Genomic DNA, 21,960 nt, shown 5'->3' with positions numbered 1-21,960 from the left:
GCAGCCATCGCTCAAAAGCAATTGCCAGTTTATTGCTCAGAATCAAGAATGCAGTTGCTATGATCAAACGCCTGCTTGTAGTCGAGTCTCCCGGAAAAGTTAAAAAACTCAGTCAAATTCTGGGTTCAGATTGGAAAGTTCTCGCAAGTTGTGGTCATATCCGAGAACTCAGCAATGAAGGGGACGATTCCTTGGGCTTTGTCATGGATGGTAGTAATGTTCGGTGCAATTACATCCCGCGTGACCAACGAGCGAAAGAAACAATCCAGAAGCTCAAGTCTGCGGTGAGGCAGGTTGATGAAGTTGTCTTAGCAACTGACCCAGACCGGGAAGGCGAGACAATCGCTTGGCATCTCAAAGAAACGCTGGGTTTAAGGGAACCGAAACGAGTAATTTATACTGAGATTACAGCATCGGCGGTACAGAGTGCGATCGCAAATCCCAGAAAGCTAAACCAAAATTTAATCGGTGCTGGGTTGTGCCGAGATTGCTTAGATAAGTTGGTAGGTTATAAAGGTAGTCCTTTAGTTTGGGCATTGAATAACGGCGCTAAGAGTGTTGGCAGAGTCCAAAGCGCGACTTTGCACCTGATTTGTCAGCGAGAAAACGAAATTCTGACTTTTGTCCCCCAAGATTACTGGAGTGTCTGGGTAGATTATGCAGAAGGATTCCGGGCTTTTTACAAAGGTACGGTCGATTCTGCAAAAGATACAGCAGAACAAGAAACTGAAACTCATGATGATGCGAAGGTAGGTAATAGTCCAGAAACACCGGAATCTAAGCGTGTTCTTTCTGAAGCAGAGGCTACACGTTTAGTTGAAGAAGCACAACGACATCCTCATCAGGTGATTCATTTTGAAGGAAAAATCGTTAACCGCCAGCCACCTCCACCATTTACAACTTCCAGCCTCCAGCAAGCAGCTGGTTCAAAGTTGAGGTTTGCTCCTGATAAAACTATGGTTGTTGCCCAAAAACTGTATGAAGCAGGGTTAATAACATATATGCGAACAGACTCAGTAATGCTGAGTCCAGAATTTTGTGCCAGCGCCCGTAAATGGTTAGAGCAAAATGATCCGCCGAATGTACCGCCGCAAGTCGCCAAGCATCGCAGTAGCAAATCGGCTCAAGAAGCACATGAAGCGATTCGTCCCACGGATGTGTTTCGCCCTTCAGTTCAATTGCGCTCTGAACTTCCTGATGATCAGTTTAATCTGTATGTGATGATCTGGAAACGATCAATTGCTTCTCAGTGTCGTGCTGCTCAATTGCGTAAAACTTTGGTGATTACTCAGTCTGGTTCTCTACTATGGTCAGCCAGAGGGCAAGTAATTGAATTTTACGGTTATGCCCGTTACTGGAACAATCTCAGTAAGGATAGTGTTTTACCTTCATTACAACAAGGACAAGCATTGAAACTGGAGAATGCTGGACATGAAAAGAAGCAGACCCAGCCACCGCCGCGTTATAGCGAACCCAAATTAGTGCAACTGATGGAACGTAAAGGAATTGGTCGCCCAAGTACTTATGCTCCTACTGTTGCTACTTTAAAAAAACGAAATTATGTCGAGTTGAAAAAAGACCATCTGCAACCGACAGCGTTAGGGTTAGAAGTTGATGCATTTTTGCTCAAAGCACTGCCTGATTTACTAGAGGCGGAATTCACAGCGAAAATGGAAGATGCCCTTGATGCCATTTCCGAAGGAAAAAACTCTTGGCAGCATTATTTAACTAGTTGGAATCAAAATTACTTTCTACCAGCACTTTCCAAAGCTAAAACTGTAGTTGCGAGTACTCCAACAGGTAAAGCTAATGCGATAAGCAGCGAGCGCAAATATGAAACTTCCAAGACACGATGCCCTGAGTGCAAAAATTTTCTCGCTAAAATTCCGAGTAGTAAGGTCAAAAAGAAATATTTCCTCAAATGCACAAAAGGCTGTGATGTAGTGCTATTTTGGAGCGATTTTAACAAAAGTTGGCAGCCACCACAAACTAAAGCAGTCCAGGCTGAGAATCAACAAAAGCCTCCCGTGAAAATGACGGAATATCCCTGCCCGGTATGTAAGAAACCTTTGGAAGAGTACAGTTATATCAAAGAGGGGCAGAGTAAGACCATGTTGCGATGTTCTGACTTACAATCGCGTAAGGATACTAAACATAAAGATGTGGCTTATTTTAGTACGCAAAAAGGGTGGTGGAGTCCTAAGTTTGGGGAAATATCAAAAACTTAACTAAGTTATCCAACCCTAGCTCATCTCACCTCTAGACAAAGAAATTGGAGTTTTACCTGATAACGCCTTTAACTAGCCAAGTTTGATACCCTGTTGGTTGAGTAGATTTATCAACAATTTTTTAAACACACCACTTAGGATACCAATAAGAGGAGTAGGAACAGTTAGGAGATATCGGCGGAAAGTTTTGACATCGAAGGGCCAAACGGGCAACTCATCGGTCAAAGTGTATAAAGTACGTAGCTGCTGAATTTTTTCAGATTTTTTCTTGAAAGCTTCTGTGTCTTCAGCCAGACTAGTATAAATCCCTGAATAATCTGCTCGGAACTGCCGAGCAATTTTATCTAAAGACTTTTCTTTAGCTCTTTTCATACCGTTATTTGCTGCTAGCAATGGCCCAAAAAAACATCCCATTGATATAAAAATATACAATGGAATTACTAGATGAACGAACCAGAATCCTTTTCCGACATCTTGTGTAATCGCCTGATACTCAATCACGCCAATCAAGATACCCAAAACACCAACTAGATAGGCAGTTTTAAGCGAATAATCACTAAGACATCGAAGACCGCCACAGCGATCGGGATGAAGAGGATTAATATCGAGATCCCTGTTTCCTAAAATTCGATAGAAAATCCAAATATTTGTAATCAGATTGAGAACAAGTATACTACCCATATATACGACTGCAAATGCGGCAATCGTAATAATCAATCTTGGCAGAAGACTAGAGCTAGTCCAACTTTCTTCTAATCTAGGTCGGGTTATAAAGACAATAGTGCTGAAAAAGAGAGCGCTGGCAAGTGCAGAGAGTTTGCGCCATTTTTGAGAATAGAGGTTAAGAACAAATTGATCAATCTGAAAAAAGTCAATTTCTAATACGTCAGATTTTTCAAGCTCTTGAATTACTTTATTGATCGCTTGAAAACTCCACAAGTAATATCCCAATGTTATTGGATTGATGAAAAGTCCTACTAGCCAGGGAATCCAGTCTTGAAGCAACCCCATTTGCTCGTGCTTAGACCATAATGTATTACTTATCCATGCAGTAAACAAATAAACTACAGTAGCAGTAATTGCTGCCAACAACCCGAAAGTTAGAGGAGAAAGACGAAATTTTTCAATTACTAGATACGCAACAGGATCAAATCGGTGAAGGTTTCGTTTGTGCGAAATATCGTTTGTCATTCTTTCTTGAACAATGGGTCAGGTAAATAACACCATACATACTTATGATAAAATGTGCCAATTTTTGCAAGATATAGTAACAAAGCAGGTGAGCCGAAAAAGCATACTCCATAACCATTTTGAATTCTTAATTTAAAATTTTACGTAGCGGTACTAAGTATTTATAAACACGTAATGGACTTAGTAGCAAGTTCTGCGGGGTTTAGATTTTCGTAGTGTTCAAAGGGTTGGTGAATCCAGGGGTTATCAGCCAAATAATTGACATAATAATCGGGTTTTAGAACTGAACAGGCTTTATACCAAAGAACAGCGGTGCGAATTTCCTCAATTGAGGAATCATTATTTTGCTTGAGCCAGGGTATAGTTTGTTTCAGTGTTATCCCAGAGTCTACTAAGTCATCCACTAGGAGAATGCGTGAACCTAATTTTTCTGTGGTCATTGTCAAGTGCTGGGAGAAAATTAAATTACTTCTTTCTTGCTTACCAGTGCCACTGTATGATGAAGTTGCTAAAATTGCCAGTGGCTGCTGGTATATACGGGAAAGAATATCTCCAACTCGTAGTCCTCCTCTGGCAAGACAGATAATCTGGTTGAATTCCCAACCGGATTCATAAATCTGAATAGCCAGTTGTTCAATTTTTTGGTGATAATCTGACCAAGAAACATAAAGGTCTGGCATAAGTCTAACGGGAGTCGTAGATGGCTAGTATTGAAGGCGATCGCAAACTTTTTATTTTAGTATGAGCGCAAGTTATTATGAAAGATTCTGCCGCTGATGGCGGTGCCAAACGAGATATTCTCAGTGAAAAACTCAACTTAAAAACAAAGCTGGCTTACGGTGCAGGAGATTTAGGGCCAGCAATCACCGCAAATATCTCCGTCTTTTTTCTGCTGGTTTTCTTCACGAATGTTGCTGGTATCCCTGCGGGTTTAGCTGGCAGTATTTTGATGATTGGCAAAATCTGGGATGGCATAAACGATCCGTTTGTCGGGTTCCTGACTGATAAAACGAAATCTCGTCGTTGGGGGCGTCGTCTTCCTTGGATGTTTTATGGAGCAATCCCTTTTGGAATTTTCTTTTTCTTGCAGTGGATTGTACCGCAATTTAGTGCAAATCAAAGTGATAATATTTGGCCATTATTTTGGTATTACGTAGTCATTGGGGTGATATCTCAGGCGTTTTACACGGTTGTAAATTTGCCTTATACGGCTATGACTCCAGAACTGACTCAAGATTACGACGAACGCACCAGCCTTAACAGCTATCGCTTTACATTTTCTATTGGTGGCAGCATTTTATCGTTGATTTTAACGCAAATTGTTTTTTCACTGATTGCCGATCGCCAACAACAATATCTTGTTTTAGCAGCAGTTTCTACTGTAATTTCGATTTTAGGATTATATTGGTGCGTTTTTGGAGTCCGCGATCGCATCTTAGCTTTTGAGGCTAAACGCAGCCAAACCGAAGAACCTGCATCTCTTTCCTTCTTTGAACAGCTAAAAATTGTCTTTAGTAACCGACCTTTTTTATTTGTTATTGGTATATATCTTTGTTCTTGGCTAGGGGTGCAAGTAACAGCCAGCATTATTCCTTATTTTGTAGTCGATTGTATGAAACTCAAAGAATCAGATGTGCCCACAGTCATGATTGCAGTCCAAGGAACTGCTCTGTTAATGCTATTTGTCTGGGGAGCGTTGAGTAAAAAAATTGGGAAAAAAGTTGTTTATTTTCTGGGAATGAGTTTGTGGCTCATAGCAGCTGCCGGACTATTTTTCTTACAACCTGGTCAAATAGTTTTGATGTATGTGATGGCTGTCATGGCTGGTATTGGTGTATCCACAGCTTATCTAATTCCCTGGTCGATGATTCCAGATGTGATTGAATTAGATGAACTCCAAACTGGACAACGCAGAGAAGGCATTTTTTATGGGTTCATGGTTTTGCTGCAAAAATTTGGTTTGGCTTTGGGGCTGTTTTTGGTAGGAAATGCTTTGCAAGTAGCCGGTTTCAAAGAATCTGTAGCCGGAAGCCCACTACCGATGCAACCGGAATCGGCACTGTTTGCTGTTCGCGTTGCTGTTGGCCCCATACCGACAGTTTGTTTGATTTTTGGCTTAATTTTAACGTATTTTTACCCAATTACCCGCGAGATGCACGCTGAAATTATGCTGAAACTCAAAGAACGGCAACAAAAGAGGGAGAGTTAAAAGAGCAGGGGAGCATACTTCGACTGCGCTCAGTAACCTGGGGAGTAGGGGAGCAGGGGAGCGTAGAAGAAATTCTTAACTCCCAGTCTCCAGTCCTGAATCAAAAACTTTAACCGTTGTCTCTACAACTTTTCAGAAAACATTTTTAATGTGATATTGAGCGGATACGATTGGAGTTTGAAGAAATCACTCAAGTATCACCGCACAACGATGGTGATTTCAGGAGCGATTTTTGTAGCAACGGTGTATCTATTCATAATTGTGCCTAAAGGTTTGTTCCCAACGCAGATGTCGGACAAATTACGGCAACCACTCAGGCATCATAAGATATATCTTTTGATGAGATGGTAAAACATCAACAAGCTGTTGCTGCGATCTACGAGAACTTCATTCATCCATTGACAATCCTTTCTAGCTTACCCTCTGCTGGATTTTGGGCAATACTGACCCTATTGCTGTTTCAAGTTGACTTGAATATTTATGCCTTTGTGGGCATTATCCTGCTGGTTGGTATTGTAAAGAAAAACGGGATCATGATGGTTGATTTTGCGATCGTTGCCCGTCAAAACGGCAAAACCCCTTATGATGCTATCTATGAAGCCTGCTTGGTGAGGTTCCGTCCAATTATAATGACGACAATGGCAGCACTCATGGGTACGCTACCCATTGCCCTTGGTTTGGGAGCCGGAGCAGATACACGCCGTCCCCTTGGTTTAGCAGTCGTTGGGGGGTTAGTGTTCTCGCAGTTTCTCACACTTTATTTAACACCCGTTTTCTACATCTATATGGAGTCTTGGCAAACAAAGCTCAAAAAACGCAGTTGGCGCAAACAGTCAATTTAACACTCCCCCGACCGAACAAATAACGCTTGGTTACTTTTTACAATAGCCTGTTACTGGTGAGCAACCTCAAGTGCCACAGCCACAACCTCAAAAATAATTTGCACGGAGATTCTTTTTACTTTAATATCACGCTTTTAAACGTGGGTTACTCCTGCCTTCTACCTTCTGCCTCCTGCCCCCTGTCTCCTGCCTTCGGTCATAAAGACTCTAACTGATGGTAATCTAAGATTGTAGAACCAAATTCGATAAAAACTTTTGTTTTTGACAGTTTTCTTTTTTGGACAATAGTAATATAAGTCGTGGATAAAGTCTTTAACAATTAAGACTTGGTTATGATTTAAGTAAGTTATAGAGAAATTAGTTAGTTTTTTACAGGAGAAGTAGGGTGCTTAACAACCTTCATCAGTTATTATCTCCCCGGAAGTGGGGAATTCCCCTCGCCGGCTTCGCGGGCTTAGGCTTGCTTCTCGGTTTGGGCCTTATATCCAAGCAGACTCAAGTAACATCATTTACAGATTCTCGATTCTCATCGGCTCAGATTCACAAAACCTCCGAAAACTCTCTTTTGTCGCAGCTTAGAAAAGTTCGAGAGCAAAGAAGTCAACTTAATGCGGCTTCTGGAGGCGGAAACACAGCACCTATAGTTACAGCATTGGTTCCAGGCGATCAGGGAACTACAAAAAACGCCAGAGTTTTACCAAAAGCAAATTTTCCTGTAAAAGATGGGATTTACCTCTATGGTCAATCCCCAAAACCAAACCAGCTTGGTCAAGGTTATATCATATTTCAAAAACAGCAGGATAAGGTAAAGGGTGCGTTGTATATGCCCCAATCAGAGTTGAATTGTTTTCAAGGTACAATCAACCCATCAGGAGAGTTGGCAATGACGGTTAATACTTCGTCAAATGAAGCCAGTTCTGAACAATCGAATCAGGTAGCTACGAGCAATAGACTGCCCCAGGTTAGTGATGATGAGTCAAATTCTTATGCTTACTCCCTGGCTCTGCAAGACTTTTATCGGTTAAATTCGATCGCTGCTAGCGATCGCCGCACGTTACAAATGTGCAAGTAATCTCCAATATCTTGATTATGTCCTTTTGGACTAGACACACTCAAGCAGCTTTTGAGAATCAAATCGCCCTGAGTGTGTTTTTAAGCAATCTTCAGTAGTTTTTTAAGGCTTTTTTGGCATCCGTTAAAATCGTTGACCTGTAGTAACTTCAAATCTAAGTTCTCCTTGGTCGCTAATTCCGAAGTCACCTCGAATCAGCCCAAAGGATGACTTGAAGCGCAATCCTAAGCCGTAACCAAAGCCACTTCCAGGTTTATCTCGTAGCACTCCTGGTTCTCCTAGTACGGTTCCGCTAGACCCGAAATCTGAGGCTAAGTCAGTAAAAACAACTCCTCCCAGTGAGTAAAAAATTGGGAAACGATATTCCACAGAAACTAAACCATAACTTCGACCACTGGCGACTTTTCCATAACCGTAACCTCTGACAGAATTTATTCCACCAATATTAAAAGCATCAGCTGGTGGAAAGTCTCCCAGAATCGTACCAATTTGTAAATTAATTGCCAACATTTCTGGATTGTCAGTTGGTCTACCATTACCTATCCAACTGACTGGTAAATACTGAATATAATTTCCCCGTAGGCGGTTGCTATAAATATTACCTAGTCCAATGGGAATTGCTTGTTCTGTGCTGAGAGTGAAAATTGATCCTTGAGTTGGATTTTCTCGGCGATCGCGTTGATCTCTAGATACAGAAAATAATACTGTATATAAGTCATCAATGCCAGTACCGCTAAGAGATAAAGGACTCCCTAATCTATCGACCTGTGCAACGTTATATTCGCGATCGCGTAAGCTAATTCTGGTATAATTCAAGCTTATACCTGCATCCCACTGATCAAAAGATTTTAAAACTCCCACAGAACCGCCAAACCTTCCTTCACGTACTTTGTCACCGCCAGACAATCTGATATCGTCGTTGAAAGTTCCTGATGTATTACGAGTACGAAAAGCTCTGATGCTGTAGCCTAAGCGGTTTGGTTCTTGAGGACGATAACGACTAGTGAACTGACCATTAAATTGGACATCTTTACCGCTGATTTGCACAGTCGTATCTAATTTATCGTTAAGACCGCTGATATTTTCATCTTTATAACCCACTCGACCGTATAATCCAACATCGTCATTATTACCGCCTCCAAAAATTAGAGAAGGAAAGTTACGCTCTTTAATTTGATAAATGAGATTAACGCTATTGGCATCTTCTTGTCGATAAACATTGACTTCGTTAAATGATTCTAATCTCCGCAATCGTTGCAAGTCTGCTGCAAGTAAATCTTCACGGAATACCTGACCAGGTTTAAGTTTCAGCAGACCAATAATGAAATCTTTTCTAGTTCGTCCTTTGATTGGCTGACCTTTTTCATCGAGTAATTGATCTTTATTATTAACAAAACGAATCTGGATATCTTTGACAATTCTTTGGGAAATTTGGGAAAACTCTACAGACTGGCTATCTACTGGAGTTAATCCGATATAATCACCATATTTTGCATACCCTCCCTCTATCTCTAATGTCGATGTTGCCACAATACTACTAGGGCCATCTTCAGTGGAAGATTGTGCATCTGCAACGGCCTCTAGATTTTCTCCAGCTATTAAGATGACTGCGATCGCAACTACAGCTATTTGAATATACATAAATAAAGCTTTGTCATTATCCACATTTTGGCAACAGTTAAATATTTGATAGGTAATCAAGCAAAGATGATATCAAAGCTTTCTTTCCTCAGTGACTAATGTCAAACTAACCCATTCGCCTTTCTCGTTGTATTTGCGAATCATCCGTTGGCGCAGGTTTGGCTGGATTAACCAACCCGTTTCCAGAAAAAATGGTTGGCGTAACTGCACCTTAAGAGGTGATGTTGCAGAAGCGCCATTTGGTAAAAATAATACTTGCACTTGCTTTTGGGGATCTTGGTCAAAGAGAACAATCGGACCTTTGATAGTAGCAGTTGAGGTAATTGTGCGGTCGCTAAAAGAGGTACTTTGAATTAATCGCCCAGCATCATCAAGTTGTAATTTGAAAATTGTAGAGTAAGTATCAGGCGATCGCAAATCTGGATATATTGTTACTGCTTGACCTTGCCATTCTCCCAACAAATCATTTATTTGCACAGTTGGGCATTCTGCTGCTGGGGTTCCAGCAAGATGTTCTCGAATTAAAATTAATTCCTTTAGCTGACCACTACTATCAAACAGTTGTACCAGACGCAAGCGGCGATTTTCATGAACTAAAGCGAGTTCTCCACCAAATTCGGAAAATGGCCCTAGCTGAATTAAACCTTCAGAAAATGAACCATTCTCAAAAAACAGCAGACCCCCTCCCACAGAATTAAATTCTCTGATTATATCTTGTCCCGAACGGCTCAGAGTTAGACGCACTTTCTGGCTATTGTTCAAACCTTCTAGGGAAAGACGACTAGGAGTATCATTCAAAAGTGTTCCTTGGGGAGAAAAATTCGTAAATGAACCTTCCCAAACACCAAGATTCTGCAAAAAACATTCCCATTGCGATTTCATAGTGATTTTGTCATTTGTCATTGGTCATTTAATTAGCCTTGTTAAGTTGATATATAGATTTCATTTCATATTCGTTCAAGTAAAACTTCAGTTATTCTTTGAAAATTTTGAAAGTCCTGAGTTCAGAGGTCAAAATTCCGAGTTCAGAAGTCGAAATTCCGAGTTCAGAAGTCGAAATTCCAAGTTCAGAGGTCGAAATTCCAAGTTCAGAGGTCGAAATTCCAAGTTCAGAGGTCAAAACTGCGAGTTCAGAAGTCGAAATTCCGAGTTCAAAGGACAAATGACCAATGACTATCCTTTAGCAAAACGCCGGACAGCAAATAAGCTCCCCATTAATCCTACAGCTGCACCGAAACCCAAAAGAATCAGAGGCAATAATAAAATTTCTGCTGGGGTGAGTTGCACTCTGTTGGTGATGACTTGAATAAACTCAGGTTGATTGACTAGCAACTTACCGAGAAACTGTTGAATCACAGAAATGAAACTCCAAGCGATCGCACCACCAACCAAACCAAAGGCAATTCCTTGTAAAATAAACGGCAGGTAAATCCAAACAGAAGTTGCTCCCACTAGCTGCATAATTTCAATTTCCTGGCGACGCGCCATAACAATCAGCCTAATTGTGGTAGTAGTCACTGCGATCGCTGTTAAAGTCAAAATAATCGTAATTGTTAAAGTAATCCAGTTCAGACCTCGATGCAACTGGGCAATGCGTTTAACTGCTTCATCGACATACTGCACCGTCTCAACTCCTCGTAATTTAGCCAATTGTGTTGCTAAGGTTGGTACAACTTGAGAATTACGTGCTTTCACCTTCATCTCATCAACCAGAGGATTCTCACCTAGCTGCTGGGTAGCACCCTCAATATCAGAAATTCTCATTTCCTTAACTAACTTAGTCCAAGCTTCTTCTTTGGTAATGGTTTTTATCGCCGCCACCTCTGGCATTTTAGCGATTAGTGGCTCAATATTTTCAATTTGCGTATCCGATTCGAGATAAACTGATACTTCTAGCTGGCTACCAAACTGATAAAGGAGTTTTTCAACTTGCCAAGAGGTTTGCAAACTCAAGCCAAATAAAAACAATAACACTGTTACAGTACTTACAGCTGCCCAATTCATCCAACCTCCCCGCAATAAACCGAGGAAAGTTTCTTTTAGCAGATAGTCAAGTTTCGTGAAAGATTTAAACACACATCACCTCAAAATTTGAACTTAACGCCAAGGCACTAAGTTCAACTTTTGCGTCTTTGCGTCAATAACACCACTATTTATAGTCAATGGTGCAAAGTTTGCCAATACATCAGCTTTTATCTATTGCTATTTCCTTCCTTGTCCTCTTGCTGTCTCGACCATTTATCCGATTTTTGTACTGTTTGCCACAGATATAGTCACTATTGCTTTTAACAGTTATTGATAATAATTGCCTAGCTTTTCTAGTTTCTCAGCAATTTTACTGTTCTTTAAACTTGACTTCAAAAAAGCGGGAAAATAGTTTGGTATTTATACGATGTTTTTCTTTTAAGTTCGGAGTAATTTTATAGGAGCAACAGATTGATTAAAGGAAAGTTGAACTATGAGTTTCTTAAATAAAGCCAATTTGGGCAATACCTTATTAAACCAGATTCGCTATCAGCTTGAGTCCGTAGAAATACATAATTCTAATTTGGCCAGATTATTGTGCAAAATAATTCCTTCCCATTGCCCTTTTGAAAGAACTGTTACAGTTCTCGGTCGGACTCTGTTTCAGATTCCACCTTTATGCAAATTGAACCCTCTCTACGAACAGCTAGTTAGTCTTCGTTTTAAGTGTTTATTATATTTAGTCGATGAATGTGGTGAGGATGCCAGGAAATATTGTTAAGCATAGGTTTCTATTAATAAAAATAGATTGGAGAAATATTTTTACCAAGAAAAATTGTATAGAAATCCTAGTTGCAATCAGATGTGAATACAAAATAGGCTGGCGAACTACTTATAATCGATTTCACATTCGGTGAGGCTCAGAAGCTTTAAAAGTACTGTTTAATAATGTCAGCCTTAATAAATATCACTCCAAGTCTGCTGCAACATGACTTCACAAGAATTATTTTGAAGATTGATACTACGTCTAAGAGAATGTTTAAAAAGTATTATTGCTAACAATACAACCTCAAAGACGTAACCCCCCGTAGCAAGCTTCTTGACGATAAAATAAGGGTTTGACAGCCTCTTTCCCTTGGCATCAGCCTGCTGTTAGGCAAGCAAACAGAGGAATGGCATCTGGGTTTTTGGTAATACTCTAGGACTTTTTAAACATCCTCTAACTGAGATTGATACAATGGAAATAGTAGGAATTTGCACCATCTAGCCATCAAGACTCATGCCTTCTGAAATTGCTGTCGAGAAAAAAAAGTTAAAAAATCCACCTTTGGAGCTTCATTATTTAGGCGATCGCGTGCTACGTCAAGCTGCAAAGCGGATTTCTAAAGTTGATAACGAACTTCGCCAAATAGTGCGCGAAATGCTGCAAACTATGTACAGCAAAGATGGCATTGGTTTGGCTGCACCCCAAGTGGGAATTCACAAACAATTAGTTGTCATCGACCTGGAACCAGAGAACGCAGCTAATCAGCCTTTAGTGTTGATTAACCCCACTATTAAACAAGTCAGCCGCGACATCTCTGTTGCCCAAGAAGGATGCTTGAGCATTCCCAACGTATATCTAGACGTGAAGCGACCCGAAGTCGTGGAAGTTGCCTATAAAGACGAATACGGTCGTCCTCGGACATTAAAGGCTAATGACCTCTTGGGACGCTGCATTCAGCACGAGATGGATCACCTTAACGGCGTGGTATTTGTAGACCGTGTAGAAAACTCCTTGACTTTAGCCCAGGAGCTATCTAAGAATGGCTTCTCGTATCAAACGGTGAAACCAATAGCATAGGGGGGGCAGTAGTGTATTTAACTCCAAAAAGCAGTTTATTTCTGGGTGGTTCTTGTGTAAGTGCGATCGCCGCCGTCGGTTCAATTTTTGAACTCGGTTACGGACAACCAGATTTTGGTGTCACAGCTACGGCAATTATCCTGGTATTAAGCATTCCACTCACAGGATTATTTTTCTTTGCCGCAGTGAAGGACGCAAGGGCTAACATGAAATAAGCATCAGGTACATAAAAAAGGTAAAAGGATGAAGGAAAAGGCAAAATTCATTCTTTTACCTTTTATCTTTGCTCTGAATCTTCCACTGCCCCTAGAGCTTTTAGCGTCACTAACTGCGCTGCGGTTAATCCTGTAACCCCGGTGATATTCATTTTTTCGTAGGGTCGTGGCGATCGCAGTGTTCTTAAGCACTCACCTGTGAATACATCCCAAAGCTTAATTGTCTCATCTTGGCTACCACTAATCAGGGTTTGACCATCAAGACTAAAGGCAACTGACTTTACCCAATTAGCCCCCTGCAAAGTTTTAAGACATTTGCCATTATAGACATCCCATAATTTTATCGTTTGGTCTTCACTGGCACTAGCTAAAATTCGACCATCGGGACTAAAGGCAACTGACCAGACTCGATTAGTATGTTCTTGCAAGGTTGTGAAGCACTTGCCCATGTAAACATCCCATAACTTTACTGTTTGGTCATCACTGCCACTAGCTAAAGTCTGACCATCTGGACTGAAAGTAACCGATCTGAGCCGATTGCTATGTCCCTGCAAAACTTGGATGCATTCTCCTGTATAAATATTCCATAACCTGACTCTTTGGTTTTCACTGCCACTAGCTAAAGTTTGACCATCGGGACTAAGGGTAACCGATCTTACCCAACTGGTATGCCCTTTCAAGGTTTGGAGACATTTTCCGGTGTAGACATCCCATAATTTCACGGTTTGGTCGTCACTGCCGCTAGCTAAAATTTCACCATTAGGACTAAAAGCAACTGACCTAATTCGATTGGTATGTTCCTGCAATTTTTTGAGACATTGCCCCGTGTGAACATCCCATAATTTAATTCTTCCCTTTTCACTGCCGCTAGCTAAAATTTCACCATCAGGACTGAAGGCTATCGAACGTACCCAACTTACATGTCCCTCCAAAATTTTGAGAAACTGATCGTTACGGACATCCCATAATTTCACTGTTTGCTTTTCACTGCCGCTAGCTAAAATTTGACCATTGGGACTGAAGGCAACTGACCTTACCCGATTGCTATGCCCCTGCAAATTTGTCAAGGACTTACCATCCTGGACATTCCATAATTTAACTGTTTGGTTTTCACTACCACTAGCTAAAGTTTGACCATCGGGACTGAAAGCAACTGACCTTACCCGATTGCTATGCCCTTGGAAGGTTTTCAAACATTCACCATTATTGATCTCCCATAACTTCACTGTTTGGTCATCACCACCGCTAGCTAAAGTTTGACCATCAGGACTGAAAGCAACCGACCATACCCGATTAATATGTCCCTGCAAGGTTTTCAGACATTTAGCATCACGAACATCCCATAATTTCACAGTTTGGTCATCACTGCCAGTAGCTAAAGTTTGACCATTGGGACTAAAAGCAACTGACCTTACCCAACTGCTATGCCCCTGCAAGATTTTCAGGCATTTACCATTGCGGACATCCCATAACTTCACTGTTTGCTTTTCACTACCACTAGCTAAAGTTTGACCATCGGGACTGAAGGCAACTGACATAATTCGATTGGTATTCCCCTGCAAAGTTATCAGACATTTGCCGGTGTCGACATTCCATAACTTCACTGTTTGGTCTTCACTGCCACTAGCTAAAGTTTGACCATCGGGACTAAAGGCAACTGACCTTACCCAATTGCTATGTTCTTGCAAGGTTTTCAGGCATTTACCGTCACGAACATCCCATAATTTCACTGTTTGATCGTCACTGCCACTAGCTAAAGTTTGACCATCAGGACTGAAGGCAACTGATTTTACCCAACTGCTATGTCCAATACAGCTAAAAAGTAGCTTTCCATCGTCAACTTGCCACAAGTAAGTCTTGCCATCAGCATCACCCGTAGCCAAAAGTTTTCCATTGGGGCTAAATGCTACTGACGAAACACTAACTAATGTTTCACAAAAAACAGACTTAGTTAAATCAGCATTGGCAAAATTTACCCGATGCAAATTCACACTTTGTAAATATGCTTGCCAAATACTCAAATTAGAAAAGTCATAGCCGCTAAAATCAATTTGTAGTTGACAAAGAATATTTAACAGATTTCCACCTGCATATCCTGCTGTTTGGGGAATCTGTCGTAGGGACAATAAAATTTGATATAAATGATGTTCAATATTTTTAGCATATCTAAAAATAGTTGATAACCTATCTATAATTGGTTTAATAATTAGGGTAATCTGAGTATTTCTAATATAATCTTTGGCCGCAGCTTCCATTAAAGCATGGCTCATAAATAGTCTAATATTACGAGTGGTAATTTCGTGACAAACCTGTTCAATCAGTTGGTCAGTCATGTATTCCATCACTACAGACTGGAGGGTGAAAAGTGCTGTTCTTTGTTCAATTAGTGATCGCCGTCGCAGTGATTCTAGCGCTTCTAGTATTTCCCTTTTGGGCAAGGTTCGCACAATATCATTTAGCAATTCGTCGAGAGAAACTAACTTGCGCTTGATTGCTAGCCAATAAATTATTTCCTTTTCGATCTCTGACAACCGCTGAAATTGCTGGTTTAGTAAATTTCGGGTGTCACCAAAAATTATCTCTCCTTCAGCCAGAAAAGCAGCGATATCACCATCAAATAACTCTCGAATTGGCTCAGAAACGAGCTTTAATGCTAAAGGATTGCCTGAATACTTTTCAACAAGTTTGACCCATTCCGGTTGTGAGCCAAATAACCCTTTATCTTGGAGAATTTCTTGCCCTTCTGTTTCTCCTAAACCAACTAATGAGAATGTTCTGACTGGTGATGCTTTTCCCTCTAAAGGCGCAAATTCTTTTGGTTTTTCACGAGATGTCAACACCAAACAGCTTTGATGTGGTTCTTCCCCTACCCGTCTAAGAAGTTGACCATAATCTTCATATTCTTGTCTATATTGTCCAGCGCGATCGCCTTCTTGTAAAATTGTCTCTGTATTATCAAATATCAAAAGACAACGACGCTCTCGTAAATAATTAATCAGCAGCGTTACTCTATTATCTACGGTTTCTGGCAAATCTGTTTGTGTCTGATTGGATAAAAACCCGATCAGGTTCGCTAACATCTCTGCAACAGGTGGCGCATTCCGGAGACTTCGCCAAATCAAATACTCAAAATTCTCCTGAACTTCCTTTGCCAGTTTCACAGATAAAGCAGTTTTGCCGATTCCGCCCATTCCCAATATTGCCACTAGTTGGCACTTATCCTCGAGCAGCCACTGCCTTAGCCCAGACAATTCTGCTATCCTTCCCCAAAAAAAGCAGACACCAGGCGCTTCACCCCAATCTTGACGGTTTTGGGTAATATTCAGCAAAGATGCTTGATACTCAGATTCTATAACTTGCTGTAACTTAGTGAGCTTACCTGGGCCGCTACCAGTAATATTAAATTTCTTGTAAACTTCGCTTAATCTTTTGCGTACTGCCTCGGCGCTGATTGCCAATTTTTTAGCGATCGCATTTGGCGATTGTCCCTCAACAGCATGTAAAAAGACTTCAATCTCGCTGTTAGACAAGCACCGTTTTTCGGCTAAAGCTAAAAGAACATTTTCGGGAATGACACTCATACTCACACAAAGACACATTACAAACAAATGTTATCTCACTATGTGAGATAACATTATTGCCAATCTAGTATCCCCTCAATATTTCGGGGTAAACATTTGCTGCTCTGGGAATGTTTTCTTGGGCTTTGTCGTTTTTCTCTGATGGGATGGGCGATCGCGCGGATGAGTTTAGTGTACCTGACTTAGATACATTGAGTCTACTTTCTTTGTGCAACTGGCTGCACGCGCAAACCCTCTGTCTCATCAACCGTAGGAGTGGCAATCAGCGATTCATTTCCTGTCAGACCAGATGTAATTTCTATTTCGGTACCATAATCTCGCCCAACAGCCACTTTTTGATAATGTACTGTTTGGTCTTTGGTTACAGTTGCTACCTGCGTACCTCCGGCGTTAGCGACTAAGGCACTATCTGGCACAACAAAGGGAGTATTAGTGCGGTTAATGGCAAATTTAACAGTGGCATACATCCCAGGTCGCAGTATAGCGTCCGAATTCTGCACTTCTAATTGTGTCAGCAAAGTGCGAGTATTTGGATCTATGGCGTTGCTAGTACGCACTACTTTACCCCTAAACACTCGTTGTGGTACCTCTTTGACCGTAATTTCTGCTGTTTGACCAGTCTGAAGTGACGGTGATAAACTCTGTGGAACATTCACATTCACATCTAGCTTGTCATAAGCAGCAATAGTATAAAGGCTGGTATTGCTAGTGTTGGTGTTGCTAGTATTGGTGTTACTATTAGTATTGCTGTTGCCACTACCTGCTGAAATTAAAACACCTGTATTTACGTTACGTGCGGTAATCACTCCAGAGAAAGGAGCAGTGACTTTCTTGTAAGACTGCAATACGATATTACGCTGGAAGTTTGCTTGAATGGCGTAGGCGTTAGCTTGTGCTGCTTTGACGTTAGCAGAGTCAGAATTGACAGTATTTTTTGCTGCCTCAACGTTGGCAAGATTAGCCTGATATGTAGCATATCTTGTATCTGCATCTTGTTGAGGCACTGCACCTTGCTTGACAAGAACACTCCAGCGCTGCCAACTTTGACGTGCAATCAATAGATTAGCCTGGGCTTGCTTCAAATCAGAAACGCCTTTAGCTAAACTTGCACGAGTTTGAAGCACGTTAGCTTGTGCTTGTGCTGACTCTGCCTTCGCTTGCAAAACTTGCTGATCTATGTCTGGTGAATCAATTTCTGCCAACAACTGACCAGCCTGCACGCGATCGCCAATATCTGCATACCACCGCCGCAAATACCCAGTACTGCGAGCGTAGATAGTTGTTTGGTTCAGGGCTACAACACTGCCAGGTAGTTCCAAATTAGTAGTAGCAGCAGCGCGACGGGGAGTGATCACGTTGACTGAGGGTACAGTGCTTGCTTCCTTGACTGCTGCTTGTAATTCTGACCTTTGGCTTAACCGAGGCAGAATACCTATAGCTAATAGGCTACCAAAAAAAACAGCACCAATTACAGCCCAACCAATTCGACCGATGCCGTGCCTTTTTCTAGAAGTCGTTTGTTGTTGAGAATCAGGAGATGCAGGAGGCTGAGAATCCATAGGTAAGCTGTCCCGTATTATCTAATTTGCATCAATTCAGCAGCTAGAGTCATTACCATCATTGGCTTTGGCAATTTTGAACTTTAAAAATTGCTTACTTCTTTCCTTGGGATGATGACAATGAGTATGCGGTCTGTGGATCTGAGAAATTTAAATCGTTATCATCCTCATCAATAGGACGAGGTTGTTTACGCCGTAACATACTGTAAACAACAGGTACGAAGATGAGAGTAGCAATTGTTGCAGCTGACAAGCCGCCAATTACAGCGCGACCCAAGGGTGCATTCTGCTCACCACCTTCACCAAGACCGAGAGACATTGGCACCATACCGATGAGCATAGCTAAAGCAGTCATTAACACAGGACGCAACCGCGTGTGACCTGCTGCTTGCGCTGCTTGATAAGCATTTTGCCCTTCTTGACGCTGATCATTAGCAAAAGTAATCAGTAGAATACTGTTTGATGTCGCCACACCTATACTCATAATTGCACCCATTAACGAAGGAACGCTAAAAGTGGTGCGGGTGACAAACAATATCCAAACAATACCAGCTAAAGCACTTGGCAGTGCCATCATAATAATCAGGGGATCGAGCCAAGATTGGAAATTTACCACCATTAAGCAGTAAACCAGCACAATTGCAAACACAAGTCCGAAACCAAGTCCTAGAAACGAAGAGTTCATCGTTTGCACTTGCCCGCGGACATTAATTTGACTTCCCTTAGGCAGGTTTTTCTTATAATCAGCTATGATTCGATTCACATCGCGGGCAACTCCCCCCAGATCGCGATTAGAGGAGTTAGCGTAGATATCAAAAACTGGCTGAATGTTGTAGTGATTCACAACTTGCATTACTGTGTCGCGTCTGACAGTAGCTAAATTACCCAAAAGTTGGGGTGCAGTTTGACCGTTGCTAACTGGCGTATTCTTGAGACCATCAATAGAGTCAAGTTTGTACTGTGGCACTTGTACGGCAAGGGTGTAACTCACGCCTTTTTTGGGATCGAGCCATTGGTTAATTGCGGCTTGACCGCTTGAACTTAAGGAAGTGAGGACGCTATTAGCAACATCACGCTGGGTCATACCCAGTTGTTGAGCTTCGGTGCGGTCTACATCAAGACGTAACTTGGGAGCATCGACAACTTGCTGCATGTGTACATCTACAGCACCAGGAATGCGCGTCATCCTTGCTTCGATTTGTTTGGCAATTTTAAAGTTGGCCTTTGAGTTTTGCAGAGGCCCGGATATTTGCACGTCAACAGCAGCAGGCAAACCGAAATTCAGAATTTGAGTAACAATATCAGCCGGTTCAAAAAAGAAAGTGTAGCTGGGAAATGTCGCTTTCAATTTCGGGCGCAGTTGCTCGATATAAGAAAAAGTTGAACCAGATTTTTTGAGCGACACAAGAATATCAGCATCAGCCGGCCCAATTGTGGCACCGTTGTAGCCATAGGTAAGGTTAATACCACTGTTAGGTAAGCCGATGTTATCCAAAATCATTGAGAGATTTTCTTTAGGTACAGTCTGGCGGATAACGCCTTCGACTTGGCTGACAATTCTTTCTGTCTCTTCCAAACGAGTACCGGGTAAAGCTCGAACATGAAGGCTAAACTGACCGCCATCAACTTCAGGGAAAAAGTCTTGACCGACGAACGGCAACAAAACTCCTGCACTGACTATAAAAGCGCCAAACAGCACAAAGACTATGCGGCGGTGATTCAATGCTGAGGTCAGGACATCGTAGTACCAACTGCGAAGTTTCTCAAATTGTCGATTAAACTTTTCGTGTATTCGCCATATCCAATCTTTCTTGACAGGTTCAGCAGTTTTCGTTGTTGCTTCTGGCTTTTGATGGTGGTTGTCGTGACCATTATTGTTTTGGACTGGCGAATCTATATTATGGCGATCGCGACTATTATTTTGCACTGGCAAATGGTCGTGGCGATCGCGGCGATCGCGAATTTCCACTGGTGAATGGCTATGGCGATTGTCATGACCGTTATTGTTTTGGACTGGCGAATGGCTATGGCGATCGTCATGACCGTTATTGTTTTGGACTGGCGAATCTATATTATGGCGATCGCCATGACCATTATGCCCCTCGCTTTCTCTATGCAAGTCTGCTTCATGTGGTAGAAGATAATTTGCCATCGTCGGTACTACTGTCCGAGACAGCAGATAGGAAGCAAGCATAGCAAATACCACCGCCATTGCTAGCGGCACAAACAAGTACTTTGCCACTCCACTTAAAAACACGACTGGCACAAAGACAATACAAATACATAATGTTGCCACAAGTGCTGGAGTTGCGATTTGCTGCGCTCCATCCAAGATTGCTCGCTTTATTGGTTTACCTTGTCCGAGATTTCGATGGATATTTTCAATTTCTACTGTGGCATCATCTACGAGAATACCGACAGCTAAGGACAAACCACCCAAAGTCATAATGTTGAAAGTTTGTCCCAAACGACTCATCACAATAATCGAAACCAGCATCGAGAGGGGAATTGATACGGCTACAATTACAGTGCTGCGCCAACTTCCCAGGAAAATCAGAATCATCAGTGCGGTGAGACAGGCTGCAATCAATCCTTCTTTAAGAACGCCTTGAATCGAAGCTTCCACAAATACAGATTGATCGAACAAAAACGATAAATTCAGTCCTGGAGGCATGGTGGACTGGATGCGAGGCAAAGCTTTTTTGACGCGATCAATGACATCAATAGTCGAGGCACTGCCACTCTTAAGGATGCTGAGTAAGCTCGATCGCCTGCCATTTTGACGGACAACGTTCGTTTGTACGGCAAAGCCATCTCTTACCTGGGCGACATCACGAATGTAAGTCACATTACCATTGACTTGCTTAATCGGCAAGTCGTTGAGAGCTGCCACCACATCTGGACTATTGTTAATTTGGACGGCGAAGTCACGAGTGCCTATCTTCATATCGCCGGCAGGCAAGACTAAATTTTGGGCACTGACAGCATTTGTTACATCTTGGGCAGAAACGCCTTTAGCCAACATCGCTTGGGGATCGATATCAACCATAATCTGCCGAGCTTTACCACCATAGGGCAAAGGTACACTCGCCCCTTGGACTGTTGCTAACTGGGTGCGGACAAAGTTGGTAGCATAGTCGTTGAGCGCTTGTTCCGGCAAGTTATTGCTGCTGACACTCATCTGGATAATCGGCACGCTAGAAGCGTTGTACTGAATAATGAATGGCGGCGTGATACCCGGTGGCAAAGGGCGAAGAATTGTTTGGCTAACAGAGGTGATTTGAGCAACTGCCGAGGCGATATTGGCGTTGGGTTGGAAGAAAACCTTGACGACACTAACACCACTTAAAGATTGAGATTCAATGTGTTCGATGTCACCAACGGTTGTTGTCATAGCGCGTTCGCTAATGGTAACGATTCGCTGTGCCATTTCCTCAGATGTGGTACCAGTATAAGTCCAAACTATACTGACAACCGGAATGTTGATTGATGGAAAAATGTCAACAGGTGTGCCAAATATCGTTACTACACCCATGATCACAATCATCAAGGCAGCGATCGCGAATGTATACGGAAGACGTAAAGCAATTTTGACGATCCACATAGTTAGTTAG

15 protein-coding genes are annotated in these 21,960 nt (G+C 41.9%); 7 read left to right on the top strand and 8 right to left on the bottom strand.

Annotation, left to right across the window (positions count from 1 at the left end):
- The first annotated feature begins 59 nt into the window (after window positions 1-59).
- Window positions 60-2,228, top strand: coding sequence for a type I DNA topoisomerase (topA, locus tag V7K56_RS22190; protein ID WP_334913638.1), 2,169 nt, complete (start codon window positions 60-62; stop codon window positions 2,226-2,228).
- Between the two features lie 72 nt (window positions 2,229-2,300).
- On the opposite strand, the gene V7K56_RS22185 is transcribed toward topA, so the two are convergent.
- Together V7K56_RS22185 and V7K56_RS22180 are read right to left on the bottom strand one after the other, a co-directional pair.
- Window positions 2,301-3,419, bottom strand: coding sequence for a hypothetical protein (locus V7K56_RS22185; protein WP_334913636.1), 1,119 nt, complete (start codon window positions 3,417-3,419; stop codon window positions 2,301-2,303).
- 161 nt (window positions 3,420-3,580) lie between these two features.
- A complete protein-coding gene (locus tag V7K56_RS22180; protein ID WP_334913634.1) occupies window positions 3,581-4,099 on the bottom strand; it encodes a phosphoribosyltransferase in 519 nt (172 codons plus the stop codon).
- 77 nt (window positions 4,100-4,176) lie between these two features.
- Between V7K56_RS22180 and V7K56_RS22175 the strand changes: the two genes are divergently transcribed.
- The 3 genes from V7K56_RS22175 (at window position 4,177) to V7K56_RS22165 (ending at window position 7,542) form a co-directional block, all read left to right on the top strand.
- The gene (locus V7K56_RS22175; protein ID WP_334913632.1) at window positions 4,177-5,628 is read left to right on the top strand and encodes an MFS transporter; all 1,452 of its coding nucleotides are present in this window, start codon (window positions 4,177-4,179) and stop codon (window positions 5,626-5,628) included.
- 344 nt (window positions 5,629-5,972) lie between these two features.
- Window positions 5,973-6,470 carry an efflux RND transporter permease subunit gene (locus V7K56_RS22170; RefSeq protein WP_334913630.1) on the top strand — a complete coding sequence of 166 codons (498 nt, stop codon included), beginning with the start codon at window positions 5,973-5,975 and terminating at the stop codon, window positions 6,468-6,470.
- Window positions 6,471-6,855: 385 nt separating this feature from the next.
- On the top strand, window positions 6,856-7,542 hold the full coding sequence (locus V7K56_RS22165; RefSeq protein ID WP_334913628.1) for a hypothetical protein: 687 nt from the start codon (window positions 6,856-6,858) through the stop codon (window positions 7,540-7,542).
- A 123-nt stretch (window positions 7,543-7,665) separates the two neighbouring features.
- Here the strand turns inward: V7K56_RS22165 and V7K56_RS22160 are convergent, their stop codons facing one another.
- The 3 genes from V7K56_RS22160 to V7K56_RS22150 form a co-directional block, all read right to left on the bottom strand.
- A complete protein-coding gene (locus V7K56_RS22160) occupies window positions 7,666-9,183 on the bottom strand; it encodes a BamA/TamA family outer membrane protein (protein WP_334913627.1) in 1,518 nt (505 codons plus the stop codon).
- Window positions 9,184-9,255: 72 nt separating this feature from the next.
- Window positions 9,256-10,065, bottom strand: a complete 810-nt coding sequence (locus V7K56_RS22155; RefSeq protein ID WP_334913625.1) for a DUF3598 family protein — start codon at window positions 10,063-10,065, stop codon at window positions 9,256-9,258.
- Between the two features lie 291 nt (window positions 10,066-10,356).
- A complete protein-coding gene (locus V7K56_RS22150) occupies window positions 10,357-11,259 on the bottom strand; it encodes a cell division protein FtsX (protein WP_334913623.1) in 903 nt (300 codons plus the stop codon).
- A 382-nt stretch (window positions 11,260-11,641) separates the two neighbouring features.
- On the opposite strand from V7K56_RS22150, the gene V7K56_RS22145 reads away from it, so the two are divergent.
- The 3 genes from V7K56_RS22145 (at window position 11,642) to V7K56_RS22135 (ending at window position 13,206) form a co-directional block, all read left to right on the top strand.
- On the top strand, window positions 11,642-11,929 hold the full coding sequence (locus V7K56_RS22145) for a Mo-dependent nitrogenase C-terminal domain-containing protein (RefSeq protein WP_334913621.1): 288 nt from the start codon (window positions 11,642-11,644) through the stop codon (window positions 11,927-11,929).
- A gap of 498 nt (window positions 11,930-12,427) precedes the next feature.
- A complete protein-coding gene (def, locus tag V7K56_RS22140; RefSeq protein WP_334913619.1) occupies window positions 12,428-12,991 on the top strand; it encodes a peptide deformylase in 564 nt (187 codons plus the stop codon).
- Between the two features lie 11 nt (window positions 12,992-13,002).
- On the top strand, window positions 13,003-13,206 hold the full coding sequence (locus V7K56_RS22135; protein ID WP_289798204.1) for a hypothetical protein: 204 nt from the start codon (window positions 13,003-13,005) through the stop codon (window positions 13,204-13,206).
- A gap of 62 nt (window positions 13,207-13,268) precedes the next feature.
- Here V7K56_RS22135 and V7K56_RS22130 read toward each other — a convergent pair whose 3' ends face one another.
- From V7K56_RS22130 to V7K56_RS22120, 3 genes are all read right to left on the bottom strand, one after another.
- Window positions 13,269-16,787 carry an NB-ARC domain-containing protein gene (locus V7K56_RS22130; protein WP_334913617.1) on the bottom strand — a complete coding sequence of 1,173 codons (3,519 nt, stop codon included), beginning with the start codon at window positions 16,785-16,787 and terminating at the stop codon, window positions 13,269-13,271.
- Window positions 16,788-16,984: 197 nt separating this feature from the next.
- Entirely contained in the window at window positions 16,985-18,346 is a 1,362-nt protein-coding gene (locus V7K56_RS22125; RefSeq protein WP_334913615.1) for an efflux RND transporter periplasmic adaptor subunit, read from the bottom strand.
- Between the two features lie 94 nt (window positions 18,347-18,440).
- Window positions 18,441-21,950 (bottom strand): efflux RND transporter permease subunit, encoded by a 3,510-nt coding sequence (locus V7K56_RS22120; RefSeq protein WP_334913613.1) that lies wholly within the window; start codon window positions 21,948-21,950, stop codon window positions 18,441-18,443.
- Between the last annotated feature and the right edge of the window lie 10 nt (window positions 21,951-21,960).

Source organism: Nostoc sp. (assembly GCF_036917535.1).
Taxonomy (GTDB): Bacteria; Cyanobacteriota; Cyanobacteriia; order Cyanobacteriales; family Nostocaceae; genus Nostoc.
The sequence above is the reverse complement of the archived record's forward strand: the minus strand, read 5'-3'. Positions and strand labels throughout refer to the sequence as shown.

Bases quoted from the DNA above. Each gene is read 5' to 3' on its own strand.
- V7K56_RS22125 (WP_334913615.1), bottom strand. From the start codon at position 18,346: ATGGATTCTCAGCCTCCTGCATCTCCTGATTCTCAACAACAAACGACT.
- topA (WP_334913638.1), top strand. From the start codon at position 60: ATGATCAAACGCCTGCTTGTAGTCGAGTCTCCCGGAAAAGTTAAAAAA.
- V7K56_RS22120 (WP_334913613.1), bottom strand. From the start codon at position 21,950: ATGTGGATCGTCAAAATTGCTTTACGTCTTCCGTATACATTCGCGATC.
- V7K56_RS22160 (WP_334913627.1), bottom strand. From the start codon at position 9,183: ATGTATATTCAAATAGCTGTAGTTGCGATCGCAGTCATCTTAATAGCT.
- V7K56_RS22180 (WP_334913634.1), bottom strand. From the start codon at position 4,099: ATGCCAGACCTTTATGTTTCTTGGTCAGATTATCACCAAAAAATTGAA.
- V7K56_RS22170 (WP_334913630.1), top strand. From the start codon at position 5,973: ATGGTAAAACATCAACAAGCTGTTGCTGCGATCTACGAGAACTTCATT.
- V7K56_RS22185 (WP_334913636.1), bottom strand. From the start codon at position 3,419: ATGACAAACGATATTTCGCACAAACGAAACCTTCACCGATTTGATCCT.
- V7K56_RS22130 (WP_334913617.1), bottom strand. From the start codon at position 16,787: ATGAGTGTCATTCCCGAAAATGTTCTTTTAGCTTTAGCCGAAAAACGG.
- V7K56_RS22155 (WP_334913625.1), bottom strand. From the start codon at position 10,065: ATGAAATCGCAATGGGAATGTTTTTTGCAGAATCTTGGTGTTTGGGAA.
- V7K56_RS22175 (WP_334913632.1), top strand. From the start codon at position 4,177: ATGAAAGATTCTGCCGCTGATGGCGGTGCCAAACGAGATATTCTCAGT.
- V7K56_RS22145 (WP_334913621.1), top strand. From the start codon at position 11,642: ATGAGTTTCTTAAATAAAGCCAATTTGGGCAATACCTTATTAAACCAG.
- def (WP_334913619.1), top strand. From the start codon at position 12,428: ATGCCTTCTGAAATTGCTGTCGAGAAAAAAAAGTTAAAAAATCCACCT.